22 protein-coding genes and 1 riboswitch are annotated in these 16,024 nt (G+C 68.7%); of the genes, 8 read left to right on the forward strand and 14 right to left on the reverse strand.

Features of this window, described 5'->3' with window-relative positions; genetic code table 11:
- The first annotated feature begins 214 nt into the window (after positions 1-214).
- On the forward strand, positions 215-1,936 hold the full coding sequence (locus Aco04nite_RS19955; RefSeq protein ID WP_212998750.1) for a twin-arginine translocation signal domain-containing protein: 1,722 nt from the start codon (positions 215-217) through the stop codon (positions 1,934-1,936).
- The gene (locus tag Aco04nite_RS19960) at positions 1,933-2,379 is read left to right on the forward strand and encodes a hypothetical protein (protein ID WP_212998751.1); all 447 of its coding nucleotides are present in this window, start codon (positions 1,933-1,935) and stop codon (positions 2,377-2,379) included. The genes Aco04nite_RS19955 and Aco04nite_RS19960 overlap by 4 nt, the downstream gene beginning before the upstream one ends.
- A gap of 78 nt (positions 2,380-2,457) precedes the next feature.
- Here the strand turns inward: Aco04nite_RS19960 and Aco04nite_RS19965 are convergent, their stop codons facing one another.
- From Aco04nite_RS19965 to Aco04nite_RS19990, 6 genes are all read right to left on the reverse strand, one after another.
- Positions 2,458-2,679, reverse strand: a complete 222-nt coding sequence (locus Aco04nite_RS19965) for a hypothetical protein (RefSeq protein ID WP_203841368.1) — start codon at positions 2,677-2,679, stop codon at positions 2,458-2,460.
- A 375-nt stretch (positions 2,680-3,054) separates the two neighbouring features.
- Positions 3,055-3,480, reverse strand: a complete 426-nt coding sequence (locus Aco04nite_RS19970; protein WP_212998752.1) for a PIN domain nuclease — start codon at positions 3,478-3,480, stop codon at positions 3,055-3,057.
- Positions 3,477-3,686: a type II toxin-antitoxin system VapB family antitoxin gene (locus tag Aco04nite_RS19975; protein ID WP_212998753.1), complete on the reverse strand. Its 210-nt coding sequence runs from the start codon at positions 3,684-3,686 to the stop codon at positions 3,477-3,479. The genes Aco04nite_RS19970 and Aco04nite_RS19975 overlap by 4 nt, the downstream gene beginning before the upstream one ends.
- 43 nt (positions 3,687-3,729) lie before the next feature.
- Positions 3,730-4,506 (reverse strand): energy-coupling factor transporter transmembrane component T family protein, encoded by a 777-nt coding sequence (locus Aco04nite_RS19980; protein ID WP_212998754.1) that lies wholly within the window; start codon positions 4,504-4,506, stop codon positions 3,730-3,732.
- Positions 4,503-5,921 carry an ABC transporter ATP-binding protein gene (locus Aco04nite_RS19985; protein ID WP_212998755.1) on the reverse strand — a complete coding sequence of 473 codons (1,419 nt, stop codon included), beginning with the start codon at positions 5,919-5,921 and terminating at the stop codon, positions 4,503-4,505. The genes Aco04nite_RS19980 and Aco04nite_RS19985 overlap by 4 nt, the downstream gene beginning before the upstream one ends.
- A 2-nt stretch (positions 5,922-5,923) precedes the next feature.
- Positions 5,924-6,517 (reverse strand): ECF transporter S component, encoded by a 594-nt coding sequence (locus tag Aco04nite_RS19990; protein WP_212998756.1) that lies wholly within the window; start codon positions 6,515-6,517, stop codon positions 5,924-5,926.
- A gap of 65 nt (positions 6,518-6,582) precedes the next feature.
- Positions 6,583-6,689: riboswitch (TPP riboswitch) on the reverse strand.
- Between the two features lie 141 nt (positions 6,690-6,830).
- Here Aco04nite_RS19990 and Aco04nite_RS19995 point away from each other — a divergent pair.
- Positions 6,831-7,646 carry an alpha/beta fold hydrolase gene (locus Aco04nite_RS19995; protein WP_212998757.1) on the forward strand — a complete coding sequence of 272 codons (816 nt, stop codon included), beginning with the start codon at positions 6,831-6,833 and terminating at the stop codon, positions 7,644-7,646.
- A 57-nt stretch (positions 7,647-7,703) separates the two neighbouring features.
- Complete coding sequence (locus Aco04nite_RS20000) at positions 7,704-8,225, forward strand: DUF6328 family protein (protein ID WP_244876134.1); 522 nt, start codon at positions 7,704-7,706, stop codon at positions 8,223-8,225.
- On the opposite strand, the gene Aco04nite_RS20005 is transcribed toward Aco04nite_RS20000, so the two are convergent.
- The 7 genes from Aco04nite_RS20005 to Aco04nite_RS20035 all read right to left on the reverse strand — a co-directional run bounded on the left by Aco04nite_RS20005 (position 8,209) and on the right by Aco04nite_RS20035 (position 12,588).
- Positions 8,209-8,808, reverse strand: a complete 600-nt coding sequence (locus Aco04nite_RS20005) for a hypothetical protein (protein ID WP_244876140.1) — start codon at positions 8,806-8,808, stop codon at positions 8,209-8,211. The two genes, Aco04nite_RS20000 and Aco04nite_RS20005, sit on opposite strands and share 17 nt — an antisense overlap.
- Positions 8,809-8,848: 40 nt before the next feature.
- A complete protein-coding gene (locus Aco04nite_RS20010) occupies positions 8,849-9,262 on the reverse strand; it encodes a Fur family transcriptional regulator (RefSeq protein ID WP_212998759.1) in 414 nt (137 codons plus the stop codon).
- Between the two features lie 88 nt (positions 9,263-9,350).
- Positions 9,351-9,668, reverse strand: a complete 318-nt coding sequence (locus Aco04nite_RS20015) for an ArsR/SmtB family transcription factor (protein WP_203841359.1) — start codon at positions 9,666-9,668, stop codon at positions 9,351-9,353.
- The gene (locus Aco04nite_RS20020) at positions 9,665-10,546 is read right to left on the reverse strand and encodes a metal ABC transporter permease (protein ID WP_212998788.1); all 882 of its coding nucleotides are present in this window, start codon (positions 10,544-10,546) and stop codon (positions 9,665-9,667) included. Before Aco04nite_RS20020 ends, Aco04nite_RS20015 begins: the two co-directional genes overlap by 4 nt.
- A 47-nt stretch (positions 10,547-10,593) precedes the next feature.
- Entirely contained in the window at positions 10,594-11,373 is a 780-nt protein-coding gene (locus Aco04nite_RS20025) for a metal ABC transporter ATP-binding protein (protein WP_212998760.1), read from the reverse strand.
- Positions 11,370-12,299: a metal ABC transporter substrate-binding protein gene (locus tag Aco04nite_RS20030; protein WP_212998761.1), complete on the reverse strand. Its 930-nt coding sequence runs from the start codon at positions 12,297-12,299 to the stop codon at positions 11,370-11,372. The genes Aco04nite_RS20025 and Aco04nite_RS20030 overlap by 4 nt, the downstream gene beginning before the upstream one ends.
- Positions 12,300-12,351: 52 nt before the next feature.
- Positions 12,352-12,588 carry a DUF6703 family protein gene (locus tag Aco04nite_RS20035; protein ID WP_212998762.1) on the reverse strand — a complete coding sequence of 79 codons (237 nt, stop codon included), beginning with the start codon at positions 12,586-12,588 and terminating at the stop codon, positions 12,352-12,354.
- Between the two features lie 46 nt (positions 12,589-12,634).
- On the opposite strand from Aco04nite_RS20035, the gene Aco04nite_RS20040 reads away from it, so the two are divergent.
- From Aco04nite_RS20040 to Aco04nite_RS20055, 4 genes are all read left to right on the forward strand, one after another.
- Entirely contained in the window at positions 12,635-12,976 is a 342-nt protein-coding gene (locus Aco04nite_RS20040) for an antibiotic biosynthesis monooxygenase family protein (RefSeq protein ID WP_203841354.1), read from the forward strand.
- A 68-nt stretch (positions 12,977-13,044) separates the two neighbouring features.
- Positions 13,045-13,494: an Rv0361 family membrane protein gene (locus tag Aco04nite_RS20045; RefSeq protein WP_244876135.1), complete on the forward strand. Its 450-nt coding sequence runs from the start codon at positions 13,045-13,047 to the stop codon at positions 13,492-13,494.
- A gap of 61 nt (positions 13,495-13,555) precedes the next feature.
- On the forward strand, positions 13,556-14,935 hold the full coding sequence (locus Aco04nite_RS20050) for a glycine--tRNA ligase (protein WP_212998764.1): 1,380 nt from the start codon (positions 13,556-13,558) through the stop codon (positions 14,933-14,935).
- Positions 14,936-15,135: 200 nt separating this feature from the next.
- Complete coding sequence (locus tag Aco04nite_RS20055; protein WP_212998765.1) at positions 15,136-15,408, forward strand: type II toxin-antitoxin system Phd/YefM family antitoxin; 273 nt, start codon at positions 15,136-15,138, stop codon at positions 15,406-15,408.
- A gap of 128 nt (positions 15,409-15,536) precedes the next feature.
- Here the strand turns inward: Aco04nite_RS20055 and Aco04nite_RS20060 are convergent, their stop codons facing one another.
- Positions 15,537-16,019: an XdhC family protein gene (locus Aco04nite_RS20060; RefSeq protein ID WP_212998766.1), complete on the reverse strand. Its 483-nt coding sequence runs from the start codon at positions 16,017-16,019 to the stop codon at positions 15,537-15,539.
- Positions 16,020-16,024 lie beyond the last annotated feature (5 nt).

The raw sequence follows: 16,024 nt of genomic DNA on the forward strand, positions 1-16,024 counted from the left end.
ATGTAAGCCAGAGTCCGGTCAACGGTAACGCGCCGTTACGGCCGACCCGGGTATGCCCACCTGGGAGTGGCGCAGGTTACCTCTTCAGGGCGTCGCTTCTTGACGGGAACAATCAATTGTGTTCGCTCCGCGTCCACCACGCCGACACCTTGCGTTGACAGCGGCCCGAGACATTGACGCCGTCATCCTCGTCGATCAACGGGAGACCTCGGACATGGGTCACGGCCACCACCATCACGATCACGATCACTTGCTGGAGAGCGGCGCCGCGGATGTCGCGCCCGCGCTCGATCTGAGCATTCCCGACAGCGAGCTCTCTCCCTCCGATGTGTCCCGTCGCGGGTTCCTGCGCGGCGCCGGCCTCCTCGGCGCCGGTGCGGCCGCCTCGGTCCTGGCCGTCCCGTCGGGAGCGGAAGCCGCCGCGGCCGGGGAGCACTCGCACGGCCCGGCCGGCGGTGGCACGGAGAAGGGCGGGTTCACGTGGCTCGCCGGTGACCACCACATCCACACGCAGTACAGCTCCGACGGTCAGTACCGCGCCGTCGACCAGGCCAAGAACGGCCGCGCGTACGGGCTGAACTGGCTGGTCATCACCGACCACGGCAGCAACGCGCACGCCAAGATCGGCGTGGACAAGGTGAACCCGGACATCCTCGCGACCCGCGCGGAGCTCAAGGACCTGCTGACGTTCCAGGGTCTCGAGTGGAACATCCCGGCCGCCGAGCACGCGACCGTGTTCGTGCACCCCGGCAAGAACGAGGTCGCGGTCCTCAAGCAGTTCGAGCAGACGTACGACGGTTCGCAGCTGCCCGTCACGAACACCGACGCGCAGAACGAAGCCGCGGCGATCGCCGGCATCAAGTTCCTCGGCCAGCAGGTCCGCCACCGTAAGGTCGAGGGCGCACTCTTCCTCGCCAACCACCCGGCCCGCCGCGGCATCGACTCGCCGCACGAGATCCGCAACTGGCGTGACGCCGACCCGACCGTCGCCATCGGCTTCGAGGGCGCCCCCGGTCACCAGGCCGCCGGCATCAAGGCCCCGAACGGTCGCGGCGGCGCCCGCGGCTACTACGACAACAACCCGTCGGCAGCGTCGTACGCGGGTTACCCGCTGGAGAGCTACCGCACGTGGGGCGGCTTCGACTGGATGACCGCCACGGTCGGCGGCCTCTGGGACAGCCTGCTCGCCGAGGGCCGCGCCTGGTGGATCACCGTCAACTCGGACAGCCACGTCAACTATCTCGACCAGTCCGTCCGCGGCCCCGGCAGTGACTTCGAGCTCAACGGCCGCTACAACGACCCCGTGTACGGCGGCGGCGCCCTCAACACGACGGCCGGCGACTTCTGGCCCGGCTACTACGGCCGCACGAACGTGGGCGCGACGTCGTTCTCGTACAAGGCGGTCATGGACGGCCTGCGCGCCGGCCGCGTCTGGGTCGACCACGGCCGCCTCATCAAGAACCTCGACGCCCGGGTCCGCGTCGTGGGTGACCGCCGCGCCGCCACGGGCACGCCCCTCGGCGGTGTCCTGCAGGTCAAGCGGGGCACGTCCACCGAGCTGACCCTGGAGATCGACCTCCAGGACCTCCCGAACTGGGCTCACTTCATCCCGGTCCTCAAGCGCGTCGACGTCATCACCGGCTCGGTCACCGGCCCGGTCGCGGACAAGGACACGTTCAAGGCCCCCGACACGAAGGTCGTCAAGTCCTTCGAGGTCACTCCCGGCACCAAGAAGTTCACGGTCACGTACAGCCTCGGCCGTCTCGACCAGCCGTTCTACCTGCGCCTGCGCGGCACGGACGGCAACCGCACCCAGCCCGGCCTCATGGGTGCCGCGGTCGACCCGTCCGGCCCCCAGCTCGACGTGATCGGCGACGCCGACCCGTGGGCGGACCTGTGGTTCTACACCAACCCGATCTGGGTCCTGCCCAAGTGACCACCGCTCATCGGGCCCCCGGCGGCTTCCCGGCCGCCGGGGCCACCCCGGTCTTCAACAACACGGCCGAAGCCGACCATTGGCTGACCACCCTGCAGCCACTCCCGCTTCAAGCCTTCACCACACTGGTACGCACACCGCGCCCGCACGTAGCGGTAACCGAAACGCCGTCCGAGGGAGCCCGGGCAGTCATCTTCCCCGGCTCGTCCACCCTCACCGGCGACCTCTCGGCAGCCGACATCCTGTCACTCAGCGCAATCAACGCCATCGAAATCCTCGGCGGCGCCGCAATCATCGGCGATCAACTCATCCGAACCGGCGACTTCATTCGTCCACAATGGCAAAACGGCGGCCTGATCCTCACGGTGATGCCCGCCGTGGGCGGCCTGCTGGTCCCATTCGAAACCCGCAACCCCACCCCCTGCTGCGCCGACCACGCCTAAATTCCCAGCAGGCTTTCACCGGAAAACGAAAACCGCCCCCCACGCCATTTCCGTGGAGGGCAGCAACGTCGCCGACAATCAGATGTGCTGAGTCTCGGTCGTCGCAGGATGCAACTCGGCCGTCGTCTCCTTAACGAACCGCCCCGTGCTCGTACTGCGATTGACCTCCTGCTCGTCCCGGCTCTTCTCGCCGCCGACGTGCTCGGTCGTGGTCGTCTTGGGAGACCGCTCCGCGGTGCTCTCCTTGACGAACTTGCCGGTCTTGGCACTCCGGTTGACGTCGTGCTCGTTGCCTGCCATGGGGAAGACCTCCTCGCGTTCTCCGTCAATGTCCTGCCCTTGACGTGCCCCGCCCCGCACCCCCTGAAACGAACAACCCGAAGGTTGTCAGGTTGGGACGCCCGGCGCTCAGCGGTCTTGCCAGTCTTGGTCGCGCCTCTTCATCAGTTCGTCGAACTGCCCGGCCTTGGTCCGCTCGGCAAGCCGTTCAAGGCTTTCTGTATCCGGTTGCGCCTCGCGATGTCGTGGAGAGCCTCCGGCGTTACGTCTGGCCCCAATGGGGAGCCCGCCCAGTCGCCGATGAGGTTTTACAAGGCCGATGTGGGCGCCAGCCCGAGCATCGATGGTGCGCCCGGGCTGGCAAGATCGGATTGGTGGATCAGCGTCGACGTGTACTCAGTCGATGCTGCCCGGCTCTGCGAGCCACTGGACTTCTTGGCCGGTTACTTCGGCGATCTTCACGAAGTCTCTGTCGTAGTGCAGCATCGTCAGGCCCTGCAACTCCGCTGTGGCCGCGACCAGCAGATCGACCGGACCGGCGGAGCGATGTGTTCCTCGTTGGAACATGGAATTCTGGACCTCGCGAGCTCTCCGGAACACCTGCTCCGGCACCGTGACCCACGGGCAGTAGCTCTCGAGGGTGTTTTCCATGGAGTCGCGATGTGAGGTGGACTGGGCGCTGAAGAAGATCTCCAGTTCTGTGATCGGACAGACGCCGATCAAGCCGTCGGCGAGATGACCTGCCCAGGCGGCGCGAATCTTGTCATTGGCGGAGAATCGGCTGAGTGCGCTGGTGTCGCCGAGATAACGGCGGGCGCTCATGGGCGATAGTTCTCTTTGACGAGCAGCGCGTCGAAGTCGCCGGCCGCGCCCATCCTGGCCCAGGCCTCCACGGCTTCCATTCGCTTCAGTCGCACGGCGACGTCGCGGAGGGCCGCATTGACGGTGTCTTTTTTGGTTTTGGTGCCATAGAAGGCGGCTGCCTCGGCGAGTGCTACGTCATCGATATCGATGGAAGTTCTCGTCATGGCGTCCTCCAGGCTCGCGTCTGGTGCCAATTCTAGAATCCTTTCAGCCGATGATGGGGTTGAAGAAGCCCGTCAGGATGCTGATTGTGAGGGCTGCTCCTGATGCTAGCGCAGTGACTACTAGGAGCGCGACATCGGCTGGGCTGAATTTTTGGATTCTTGCGAAGGTTCTGGGGAGGCCGGAATCGAAGCCGCGGGCGTCCATCGCGGTGGCCAGTCGGCCGCCCCGGCGCAGTGCCCCGACGAGCAGTGCGAATGCCGTGGAGCCGAAGAGGTGGAGCTTGGCCAGGGGGTTGCGGCCGGCGTCGATGCCGCGGGCTCGCCGGGCGAGAGACAGCATCTGCCATTCCGAGGTGAGCAGCGGGATCATCCGGAAGGCGGCCAGGGCTCCGATGGCGAAGCGGGCCGGTGCCTTGGCGTTCTGGACCAGCGCGTCGGCGAGGTCGGTGGGGTCGGTGGTGGCGAAGACGATGATGCCGGGGAGGGCTACGGCGAAGACGCGAAGGACCAGGCCGAGGGCGTCCCTGAGGACGCCGGTGGTGATGACGAAGGGGCCGGGTGACGCCAGCACCGAGCCACTGCGGTCTGCCGCGAACAGCGTCATCGTCACGAGGATGCCGGCGGCGGCCAGGGCGAGGGGCCAGGCCCGGCGGGCCACCACCGCGTAGCGCAGGCCGAAGAACGGCAGGGCGAGCAGCTCGATGAGCAGGGCGAGTGCCGGGGTGACCGGGTCCAGGGTGGCCACCAGTGGCAGGGAGAACAGCAGGGCCGCGCCGAGTTTTGCCACCGGATTGCGGCGGGCCAGAACGCCGGTGCTCATGTGGAGGGTCCGAAGCGGGAGGTGTTGCGGCGGGGGAGCGGCTCGGCCGGGGTCAGGTCGTGGACGCGGTCGGCCAGGGACGTGACGAAGGCGTCGTCGTGGGTTACCGCGAGGATGCCGTGGCCTTCGTCGCGGAGGGTGGCGAGGAGGGTGACGAGTTCGATCCAGGTGCTGCGGTCCTGGCCGAACGTGGGTTCGTCGAGGACGAGCAGGCGCGGGGCGGTGGCCAGGGCTGTGGCAACGCTGAGGCGGCGGGCCTCGCCGCCGGAGAGGGTGTGCGGGTTGGCGCCGGCGAGGGAGGTCAGGCGCAGGCGGGACAGCAGGTCGTCGGCGATGCGGGTGACCTCGGCGGGGGAGCGGCCCTGGCGGCGGGGGCCGAGGGCGAGTTCGTCGTGGACGCGGGACGTGACGAACTGGTGTTCCGGGGATTGAAAGACCGAGCCGATGCGCTCGGCGAGCAGCCGGGCGCGCCAGCGGTGCGGGGGCTTCGGGTCGTCGAAGGCTGTCACGCGGCCGGAGGCCGGGGCGAGCAGGCCACCCATGACGAGGGCCATTGTCGACTTGCCGGCGCCGTTCGGGCCGGTGACCGCGAGTACTTCGCCGCTGCTGACCGCGAGTGAGATCGGGGGGAGACGGTCGCGCACGGTGACGTGCTTCGCGCGTACCAAATGATCTGCCGGAGTGGAAACGGCCTGGAACCGGGGCAGGGGGTAACCCGGCACCCAGACGCCCTGCTCAGCCAGGGCGGGGCCGTGGCCGGCGAAGATGACCTCGGGGGCGCCGTCTGCGATGACGCCACCGCCGGGTTCGAGCACCACCGCGCGGTCGACCAGGGGGAGTGCCTCCGCGACCCGGTGCTCGACGATGATCAGCGTGGTGTCCGGGTCGAGGGCCTTGGCGATCGCCTCGCGGACCAGCTCGGCGCCGGGCGGGTCGAGGTTGGCGGTCGGCTCGTCGAGCAGGAGCAGGCCGGGGCGCAGGGCCAGGATGCCGGCCAGGGCCAGGCGCTGCTGCTCGCCGCCGGAGAGAGCGTGGGTCTGGCGGGTGATCGGGTACGCGAAACCGACCCGGTCGAGCGCGTCACTGACCCGGGGCCAGATGTCGGCTGCGCGTACGCCCGTGTTCTCCAGGCCGAACGCCACGTCGTCGCCGCTGCGGGCCATCACGAGCTGGGTCTGCGGATCCTGGAAGAGGATGCCGGGGCGGCCGCCGACGGTGACCGTGCCCTCGGACTCGCCGGAGTCCTCCGGGAGCAGCCCCGCCAGCGCCGCGAGCAGGGTGCTCTTGCCCGAACCCGAAGGCCCGAGCAGGAGCACCCGTTCGCCGGAGCGGATGTGCAGGTCGACGCCGCGCACGGCCCAGTTGCGGCGACCGGCGTGACGCCAGCCGAACCCGCGCAGCACGACCTCACTCACGGTCAGACCAGCGCCCGGTCCCGGCCCGCGGCGAAGCGGTCCAGCACCCCGGTCGGCGCGAGGGCACGGGTCAGCGCCCAGCTGCCCAGGCCCGCGATGATCGTGCTGCTCACGACGGTGAGCAGGGCGTACGGGATGCGGTAGTCCCACAGGGCGTAGGACGCGTTCCATGCGAAGAAGTCGAAAAGGGCCGCACTCAGACCCGTCAGGGCTCCGGCCAGCAGCGCCGCCGGCAGCTTCCATGACCGGTACGCGAGGAGCGCGAACGCCAGCTCCGCCCCGAGCCCCTGCACGAGGCCCTGCGGGATGACCATGGCTCCCCACTGCGCACCGAGCAGAGCCGAGATGAGCGCCGCGACCGTCTCGGTGTAGAGCGACGCGCCCGGCTTGCGGATGATGAGTCCGGCGAGCACGGCGGGCATCAGCCAGATGCCGTAGAGCAGCGTCTGGGCCGGCGGGAAGAACGCGAACGCGCCCTCGGTGGCGCCCCACACGATGTTCCAGGCCCAGAAGATGACGCCGAACGCGACGGCGATCACGGAGGCGATCACGATGTCGATCGTGCGCCACCGGTACTTGGTGTTTCCGGTGTTCATGTTCCCTCCCAGGGGTGGTGGGAGGAGACGCACGCCGTCGCCGGGGTTACCCGGACACGGCGCGGCTGGAGAAAAGACCGAGCTCCCTGCGCTGGCATTACCCAGATCAGGTTCGAGGGTCTGCGGGTTGGTGCCCGCACTCTCAGCGCTGTGCGCTCCCCTGTCGGATGAGGTTCGTTCGCGACCTGCCTTGAGACCGATGGTGCGCGATGTGCGCACTTGATCTCCACCGTCGCGAACAAACCTCACTGCTGCTTGTGTTTCGATGACGCTAACACCGTGGGGTGGTGCGGGACAGCGTTGGAGGGGTCACATGGAGATCAAGGCCGGCGGGTTCACGTTCGACGTGCACGTGGCGGGGCCCGAGGACGGCGTCCCGGTGCTCCTTCTGCACGGGTTTCCGCAGGATCACCGCGAATTCGACCTGATTCTGCCGCGGTTGCACGAGGCGGGGCTGCGCACGTACGCCCTGGACCAGCGCGGCTACTCACCCGGCGCGCGACCCGCCGACGTCGCCGACTACGCGATCACCATGGCAGCCGATGACGCCGTGGCCGTGCTCGACGCGCTCGGCATCGAGAAGGCGCACGTCATCGGGCACGACTGGGGTGCGCAGGTGTCCTGGGTGCTGGCCGCCGCGCATCCGGAGCGGCTGCACACCCTCACCGCCGTCTCGGTGCCGCATCCGCGTGGGCTCGCCGTGGCGTTGCGGAACCAGCCGTCGCAGCGGGCGCGGTTCGCGTACATGAAGATCTTCCAGTCCCCGGTGGCCGAACGGATCCTCCTGGCCCGTGACGGCGCGGTGTTGCGGCGGTTGATGCGCCCGATCGGGCCGCGCGCCGCGATGTACGCCCGCGCCATGGCCGAACCGGGCCGGCTGACCGGGGCGCTGAACTGGTACCGCGCGCTCTCCGGCCGCCACCTCGCCGGCGTGGGCTCGATCACCGTGCCGACCACGTACGTGTGGAGTGACGGTGACCCGGTCGTGGGCCGCCCGGCCGCCCTGTCCACCGCGACCTGGGTGTCGGCGGACTACCGCTTCGTCGCGTTGCGCGGCATCGGGCACTGGGTGCCGGAGGAGGCCCCGAAGGCGCTCGCCGAGGTCGCCCTGGCGCGCATCGGCGTTTGACGCTGCCTGGGCCGGGGCACTTCACGCGCCACAAAGTGACGCTAAGGAGACGACCTGATGGCCGCCGAGAAGCGCCGGATGAAGCACGAGTCGGAGAAACAGCGCTGGGACCGCAATTTCGCGGACCTGTTGCAAGAGCTCCGGGTGGCACAGACCGGCGTGCAGATCCTCTTCGCGTTCCTGCTCACCCTGCCGTTCAGCAGCGGGTTCCCCAACACCACGGAGCTGCAGAAGGACACGTACGTCGTCGCGCTGATCGCCGCGGCCTTCGCCACCGCGATGATCATCTCGCCGGTGGCGTTCCACCGGGCACTGTTCCGCCAGGGCCGCAAACCGGAACTGGTCCGCTACGCGCACCGGATGGCGACCGGCGGCCTGGCGTTCATGCTCGTCTCGATGGTCAGCAGCGTCTTCCTGATCACCGACTACCTGCTGAACATCTGGGCCGCCGTGATCTTCACCGGGATCACCGCCGCGTGGTTCCTCACGTTCTGGGCCGCGATCCCGTTCACCCGCAAGAACTGGATGGACGAGGACGCCGAGGAAGAGGACGAGGAAGCGCTCAACGAGCCGGTTTGAGACCCAGGTCCCTGAGCTCCAGGGCGGCGAGGGCGTCGACCGCGGCGGCGTCGCCGTTGCGCCAGGACTGGGCGATGTCCGGGCCGAGCTTGGTGAGCTCGTTGAGCGGGCGGCTCGCCAGCGCTCGCAGGGCGAGCAGGTCCTTGCCGGCCGGCTCGTTGCGGACCTTGACGGCCACCCCGGCGCGGCGCATCCAGCGCAGCCGTAGCGGCAGCCAGAGGAAGAGCACCAGGGCCAGCGGCACGGCGATGATCAGCAGCGACAAAGCGAGGGCCAGGTTGTCGATGATCTCCTGCTGCTGGCGCCCGGCGTCGGCGATGCTGGCCGCGGCGCCGGCCGCGCTCTTGAACGGCGAGGTCAGGTCGTCGCCGACCAGCGGCACCCGGCCGACCTTGCCGCTGATGTCGTTCAGGTTGCCGGCGATGCCCGTGCCGGCGTCCTGCAGTTTCTGGCCGGGGACACCCAGCTTCTCGACCATGTCGTTGATCCAGAGGCCGGCTCGGATCCAGGCGTAGACCCAGAACACGACGAGCAGGTCGGTGAGCAGCTGGCGGACGGCGGTGGGGAGCCGGTCGGCGTACATCTTCACGGGCGAAAGCGTCCCACGGACGCGGCCCGATCGCTCAGTCCGTTTTCTGCTTCGCGGCGCAATCGGTGCAGGTGCCGAAGATCTCCAGGGTGTGCGAGATGTCGACGAAGCCGTGCCGGCCCGCCATCTTCTCGGCCCAGCTCTCGACCGCCGGTCCCTCCACCTCGACCGTGCGCCCGCACGAGCGGCACACGAGGTGATGGTGGTGACCGCGGCTGCAGCGCCGGTAGAGGTGCTCGCCGCCGGGCGGGCGCATCACGTCGATCTCGCCGGCGTCGGCCAGCCCCTGCAGGGTGCGGTAGACGGTCGTGAGCCCGACGCGTTCCCCGCGGTCGCGCAGGAGGGCGTGCAGGTCCTGGGCGCTGTGGAAACCCTCGCAGTCGGCAAGGACATCCCGGACGGCGGCACGCTGCTTGGTATTGCGAACGATAGTCGTCTCGTCGGTCATGAGAGCTGAGCCTCCTTTGTCATGCCCTTCTGGCCCTCGCCGTCACGGCCGTCCGCAACTGACGCCGAGCGAGGCTCGGTGCAGGCGGTCATGACCCTTCCCTAGCGTGGCTTACAGCGTCAGCAACGATGTGCGCTACGTGTTCGTCCACCAATGAGTATGCGATCTCGCGGCCTCGGCGGGCACCCCGCACCACGCCGGCACCGCGTAGTACGCGCAGATGCTGCGAGACCAGGGGCTGTGGTGCGCCCAGTTTCTCGACGAGTTCGTGGACGCAGCGTTCACCGGTGCCGAGCTCGGCGACGATCGCCACCCGGATCGGCGCGGACAGGGCGCGCAGCAGTTCGCCCGCTGCCTCGTACGCCTCGTAGCCGGTGGTCTGGCCCGGGGCCACATCGGAGCTCATCGGGCACCTGCCTGGAGAACGACGTCGGAGGGTTCGGCGTGCTGGTGGTTGCCGTCCAGGTTCATCCGCTGGCGCAGCACCCGCCAGACCGTGGAGCCCACCGTGATCGCGAGGAAGACGGCGATGGCCAGGATGACGATGGTCGCGCCAGGGGGCGTGTCGACCTCGCCGGAGACGGTGACGCCGGCCGCCGCGGCGACCACCCCGATCAGCATCGCCACCGCCATCGTCGTGCGGAAACCGCGGGTGACCTGCTGCGCGGCCGCCACCGGCACGACCATCAGCGCGCTGACGAGCAACAACCCGACGGTGCGCATGGCGATCGTCACGGTCACGGCTGTGGTCACTGCCAGCAACAGATTGAGGGTACGCACGGGGAGCCCCGAAACCTTGGCGTACTCCTCGTCGTTGCAGACCGCGAACAGTGCCGGCCGCAGAGCGAGCATCGCGACCAGCACGGCGACGCCCAAGATCGCGATCACGATGACGTCCGCGCGGGTCGTGGTGATCAGCGAGCCGAAGAGGTACTGCACGAGGTTGCCGCTGTTGCTGTCGGAGAGCCCGACCAGCACCACACCGCCGGCGATACCCCCATAGAAGAGCAGGGCAAGAGCAAGGTCTCCTGAGGTACGCCCACGCTCGCGCACCAGCTCCACACCGATCGCGCCGACCACGGACACGATGACCGCCGTGAGCACCGGGGACTGCTGGAGCAGCAGCCCGACGCCGACACCGGTGAGCGCCACGTGACCGATGCCGTCACCGATCAGCGAGAGCCGGCGCTGCACGAGATAGATGCCGAGCGCCGGCGCCGTCAGCCCGATGATCAGCGCGCCGACCAGGGCCCGGATCATGAAGTCGTACTGGAACAAGTCGATAAGTCTTCAGTCCCCTCAAGGGCGGTGGCGGGGCGGTCGGACGGGCATTAGCTTGCCGGCATTCGGTCGGTGGGGGCCACGCAGATCGCGGGGCGTTCGGGCTCGGCGTGCGGGTGGACGTGGTCGTGGCCGGGGGCGGCGTGGTGGCCGGCGGGCTCCGGGACGCGGCCCTCGTAGGCGATGCGCCCGTCGTGCACGACGACGGCCTTGTCGATGAGTGGTTCCAGGGGGCCGAGCTCGTGCGCGACCAGCAGGATCGTGCCGCCCCGCTCGGCGAAGCGGCCCAGCACGGCGGCGAACGCCTCCTGGCTCGCGGCGTCGACACCGGCCGTCGGCTCGTCGAGCACCAGCAGGTCGGGGCGGCCGGCCAGTGCGCGGGCGATCAGGGTGCGCTGCTGCTGACCGCCGGAGAGGGTGGTGACCGGGTCGTTGATCCGGTCGAGCAGCCCGACGTCCTCCAGCGCTGCGCGGACGGCGTCGCGGTCGGCCGCGCGGGCGGGCCGGAAGATGCCGCGGCGGGCCAGGCGCCCGGATGCCACGACCTCGCCGACGGTTGCGGGGACTCCGCTGCCCGCTCCGATGCGCTGGGGGACGTAGCCGATGCGCGCCCACGTGCGGAAGCGGGCTCGGGGCGTACCGAAAAGATCGATCTCCCCACCCGCCAGCGGGACCAGGCCGAGGATCGTGCGCACCAGGGTGGACTTGCCGGAACCGTTCGCACCCAGAATGGCCACCACCTGGCCGGTCGTGACCTCGAAGTTGACGTCCCGCAGCACGTGCCGGCCGCCATAGGTGACCGCGCCGTGCCGGACCGCTACAACGCTCATGAGCTGCACCCCAGGGCTGTGGTCAGGGCATTCAGATTGGTACGCATGACCGTGAAGTAGTCCGCACCCGCCTCGGTCACGCCTTCGAGCGGGTCGAGGACCGCCGTCTTCGCACCCACCTCCCGGGCGATGGTCTCGGCGACCTTGGGACTGACCAGGGTCTCGAAGAAGATCGTGCTGGTTCCCGTGGCTCTCGCCTCCTCGGCGACGTGGGCGAGGCGCTGCGGGGAGGGCTCCGCCTCGGGGGAGATGCCGGTGATGCCGACCTCGGTCAGGCCGTAGCGGTCAGCGAGATAGTGGAACGCGGCGTGGCTGGTGACTATTTCGCGGCGCTGGCAGGTCTTGAGGGCCGCAGCGTAGGTGGTGTTGAGGTCCTTGAGCTCTTCTTTTGTGGCTGCGGCGCGGCTTTGGTAGGCATCCGCGTGTTGTGGGTCGATTTGTGCGAGCCGATCGGCGACTGCCTGGGCGATCTGCTCGTAGCGGAGCGGGTCGAGCCAGACGTGCGGGTCGGCGTTCCCGTTCGCCTCGGCGTGCTCGTCCTCGCCCGGCTCGTGGGAGTGCTCCTCGGCGGGCAGCAGCTGCACGACCGTACTGATGTCGAGGGCCCGGTCGGCGGCCTCCTGCGCGACGGCCTGGTCGACCGCGGGCTGGAAGCCCTTGAGATAGATCACCAGGCCGGCGTCGGCGACCCGGCCGACCTGGCGCGGATTGAGCTCGACGTCGTGCGGCTCGGCGCCCGGCTTGGTGAGATCGGTGACCGACACCTCGGCGCCGCCGATCCGCGATGCGAGGTATTGCAGCGGGTAGAACGCGGTCACGACGTCGAGGCGGCCGTCGCTGAACCCGTCGGAGCGGGTGGCACACCCGGCCAGCATCAGCGTGGCCGCGGTGAGCGCGGCGGCGATGCGGAGTCGGGGGGACGGCATGGCATCAACAATGACCGATAATGGTAATGATTGTCAAAAGCGCATGGATCGCTCAGTTGATCGTCTTCGTCACAGCGGCGGTGAACAGCAGGGCCAGCATGATCACCCGGATCGTGCGGACCGCGGTGGACTGCACCGGCCAGGTCGTGAACGTGAGGGCGGCCATCGCCACGCCCAGCACGAACAGCAGGGCGCCGCCGATGATGCCCGGCAGGAACAGCCCCGCGAGCAGCAACGCCAGCGCGATGATGAAAGCGGTCGTCGGGTTCACGGTCGCCAGTCGGCGCATCAGGTTCACTTCGGCTCTCCCCGGGCGGTGTGCGTAGGCTCACGTCATGCTGGTGCTGAACCGTTTCGTCGTCCCGTCCGACACGCAGGAATCGTTTGCCGGGCGGGCACATGCCGCCCTGGCCGCCCTCGCCGCGAGCACCGGATACCTCTCCGGCCGGCTCACCCGCGCGCTCGACGACCCCGGCTACTGGACGCTGGTCACCGAGTGGGAATCCGTCGGAGCCTACCGGCGCGCGCTCGGCGGTTTCGACGTCAAGGTGAACGCCACCCCGCTGCTGTCCGAGTCGCTCGACGAGCCGTCCGCCTTCGAGACGCTCGCCTCCGCGGCGCCGGGCTCGCCCGTCGAGGTGGTGGCCAGCGACCGGGCAGCCGAACCCTGGCGCTGACCCGTAGGCTTGACGCCATGACGGCCCCGGCTGGTTTCTCGGCTCCGCCTCCGCCTCAGGGGCCTGGTGTGCAGCCGCCCTTCCCGGCGCCACCCATCGAGGGGCGCGGACGGCGGCTCGGCACGAGCATCGCGCTGGCCATCGGTGCCGTGCTGCTGGTCCTCGGGGTCGGGCTGGCCGCCGTCATCGGGATCGGCGCGGTCGGCGGCAAGGCCCTCAACGAGCAGGCCGACGCCGTGGTGGCCGACTATCTCGACGCCGTCCGCGACCGCAACTACAGCGACGCCTACGACATGCTCTGCGAGTCGGCCCGCTCGGCGCAGAGCGAGTCGGATTTCACCGAGCAGGTCTCCGCTCAGGAGCCGATCGTCGACTACGACCTCGGTGACGTGTCCCTGGTGCGCCTCACCGTTCCGGTCGAGGTGCGCTACGCGAACGGTTCCCGCGCCGAGCTGGAGGCCGTCCTCGAGCAAAACACCTCGACCGGTCGCTTCGAAGTGTGCAGTATCGAGGAGTAATCTCCTCATTTCGTCCACACCCGCTACGTTCTCGCCGACAACCAGCCGGCGTAGGAGGAACATGCCCGCCGACCGTATCGACGCCGTCGTCAGCCTGGCCAAGCGCCGTGGCTTCGTCTTCCCCTCCAGCGAGATCTACGGAGGCACCCGTTCGGCGTGGGACTACGGTCCGCTCGGGGTGGCGCTGAAGGACAACGTCCGCCAGCAGTGGTGGAAGACGATGGTCCAGCAGCGCGACGACATCGTCGGCCTCGACTCCGCCGTCATCCTGGCCCGCGACGTGTGGACGGCCTCCGGTCACATCGACGCGTTCGTCGACCCGCTGACCGAGTGCCAGTCGTGCCACAAGCGCTTCCGCGCCGACCACCTCGAGGAGGCCTGGGAGGCCAAGCACGGCGCGCCGCCCGCCTCCCTCAGCGAGCTCAACTGCCCCAACTGCGGCAACAAAGGTACGTTCACCGAGCCGAAGATGTTCAACGGCCTGATGAAGACCTACCTCGGCCCCACCGAGAGCGCCGACGGCCTGCACTACCTGCGCCCGGAAACCGCCCAGGGCATCTTCGTCAACTACAACAACGTGGCGACCGCGGCCCGCAAGAAGCCACCGTTCGGCATCGCCCAGGTGGGCAAGTCGTTCCGCAACGAGATCACCCCCGGCAACTTCATCTTCCGGACCCGCGAGTTCGAGCAGATGGAGATGGAGTTCTTCGTCGCCCCCGGCTCCGACGAGGAATGGCACGAATACTGGCTCCAGCAGCGCTGGAACTGGTATCTCGACCTGGGCCTCTCGGAGGAGAACCTGCGCTTCTTCGAGCACCCCGAGGAGAAGCTCTCCCACTACTCGAAGCGCACGGTCGACATCGAATACCGCTTCCAGTTCGGCGGCACCGAGTTCGCCGAGCTCGAAGGCATCGCCAACCGCACCGACTTCGACCTCAAGACCCACTCCAAGCACTCCGGCGTCGACCTCTCCTTCTTCGACCAGGAGAAACAGGAGCGCTGGGTTCCGTACGTCATCGAGCCCGCCGCCGGCCTCACCCGCGCCGTCCTGGCCTTCCTCCTCGAGGCCTACGACGAGGACGAGGCCCCCAACACCAAGGGCGGCGTCGACAAGCGCACGGTCATGCGCTTCGACCCCCGCCTCGCCCCGGTCAAGGTCGCCGTCCTCCCGCTCTCCCGCAACCCGGAGCTCTCCCCGAAGGCCCGCGGCCTCGCCGAAACCCTCCGCAAACGCTGGATGGTCGAATTCGACGACTCCCAGGCCATCGGCCGCCGCTACCGTCGCCAGGACGAAATCGGCACCCCCTTCTGCATCACCGTCGACTTCGACACCCTCACCGACGACGCCGTCACGGTCCGCGACCGCGACACCATGAAGCAGGAACGGGTCGCCCTCGACCAGATCGAGGACTACCTCATCAAGCGCCTCCCCGGCTGCTGACCCAGCGTTACCGCGGCCCGCCCCCGATCACTTCGGAGGCGGGCCGTTCTTCTTCTCCAGGGTAGTCAATGGTCAACTTTACGCGGTACTATGTGAGCGTGTTTCTAAGTTAATTGCTCCGCAGGGAAGAGTCCTTGGCACCTTCAAGTTGTACGCTCGGTGGTACGTCGGAACGTACTGCCGAGGGGGTTGTGATTAAGGTGCTGACCATCAGTGATGTCCGGAAGAACCTCGCCGCAGTGGTCGACGATGCCGAGGAATGCGTCATTCCCCGAGGCGGTGGCAAGGCCGTCGTCATGGTTTCCCTCGACGAGTGGAATTCCATGAAGGAGACCTTGCACGTCCTCGGGTCAGCCTCGAACGCCCGCCGGCTGCTGGAGAGCATTGCCCAGGCCGACGCGGGACTGCTGCAGGAGCACCCATTGCTGGGTGCTGACGAACCAGCGCCGGCACCCTCGGACAGGGCGGCGTGAGTCTTCGTGTCGTCTTCACCCCTGACGCCTGGGACGGCTACGACGCCTGGCTGCAGAACGACGTGAAGATGGCGGGGACGACCTGGAGATCGCGGCGTGCCGTGGCCACTACGGCGGTAAGTGAGCCTTCAGAAGATGAAGCCGCCGGGGCGGTTGTTGCGGTCGGCGATGAGGCCGGCGAGGGTGGAGACGGCTATCTCGGCGGGGGTCCTGCTGCCGATGTTGAGGCCGATGGGGCGGTGGATCCGGGCGATCTCGTCGTCGGGGACACCGAGTTTTCGCAGGGCGGCTAGGTGGGGGCCCTCGTGGTGGGGGTTGCCCATGATGCCGATCCAGCGGGCGCCGGTGGTCAGCGAGTCCTTGAGGATCCGGCCGAGCTCGGGGCGGTGGTGGTCGGTCAGGACGATGTCGGTGTGTTCGGTGATCTCGGCTGCCTGCAGGTCGGCGACGACCGCGTCGCCGTGGGGGCCGGGTGGGCCCTGCAGGACGGTGGGGTCGGGTTCGAGCAGGGTGGTGCGGAAGCCCAGGTCGAGGCCGAAGCGGATGAGGGCCGCGGCGACCGGGGTGTCGAAGACGGCTACCAGGTGGCGGGGGCTCTGCTCGGGCTGCACGCTTT

The organism is Winogradskya consettensis (assembly GCF_018332715.1).
In the GTDB taxonomy this organism is placed as follows: domain Bacteria; phylum Actinomycetota; class Actinomycetes; order Mycobacteriales; family Micromonosporaceae; genus Actinoplanes; species Actinoplanes consettensis.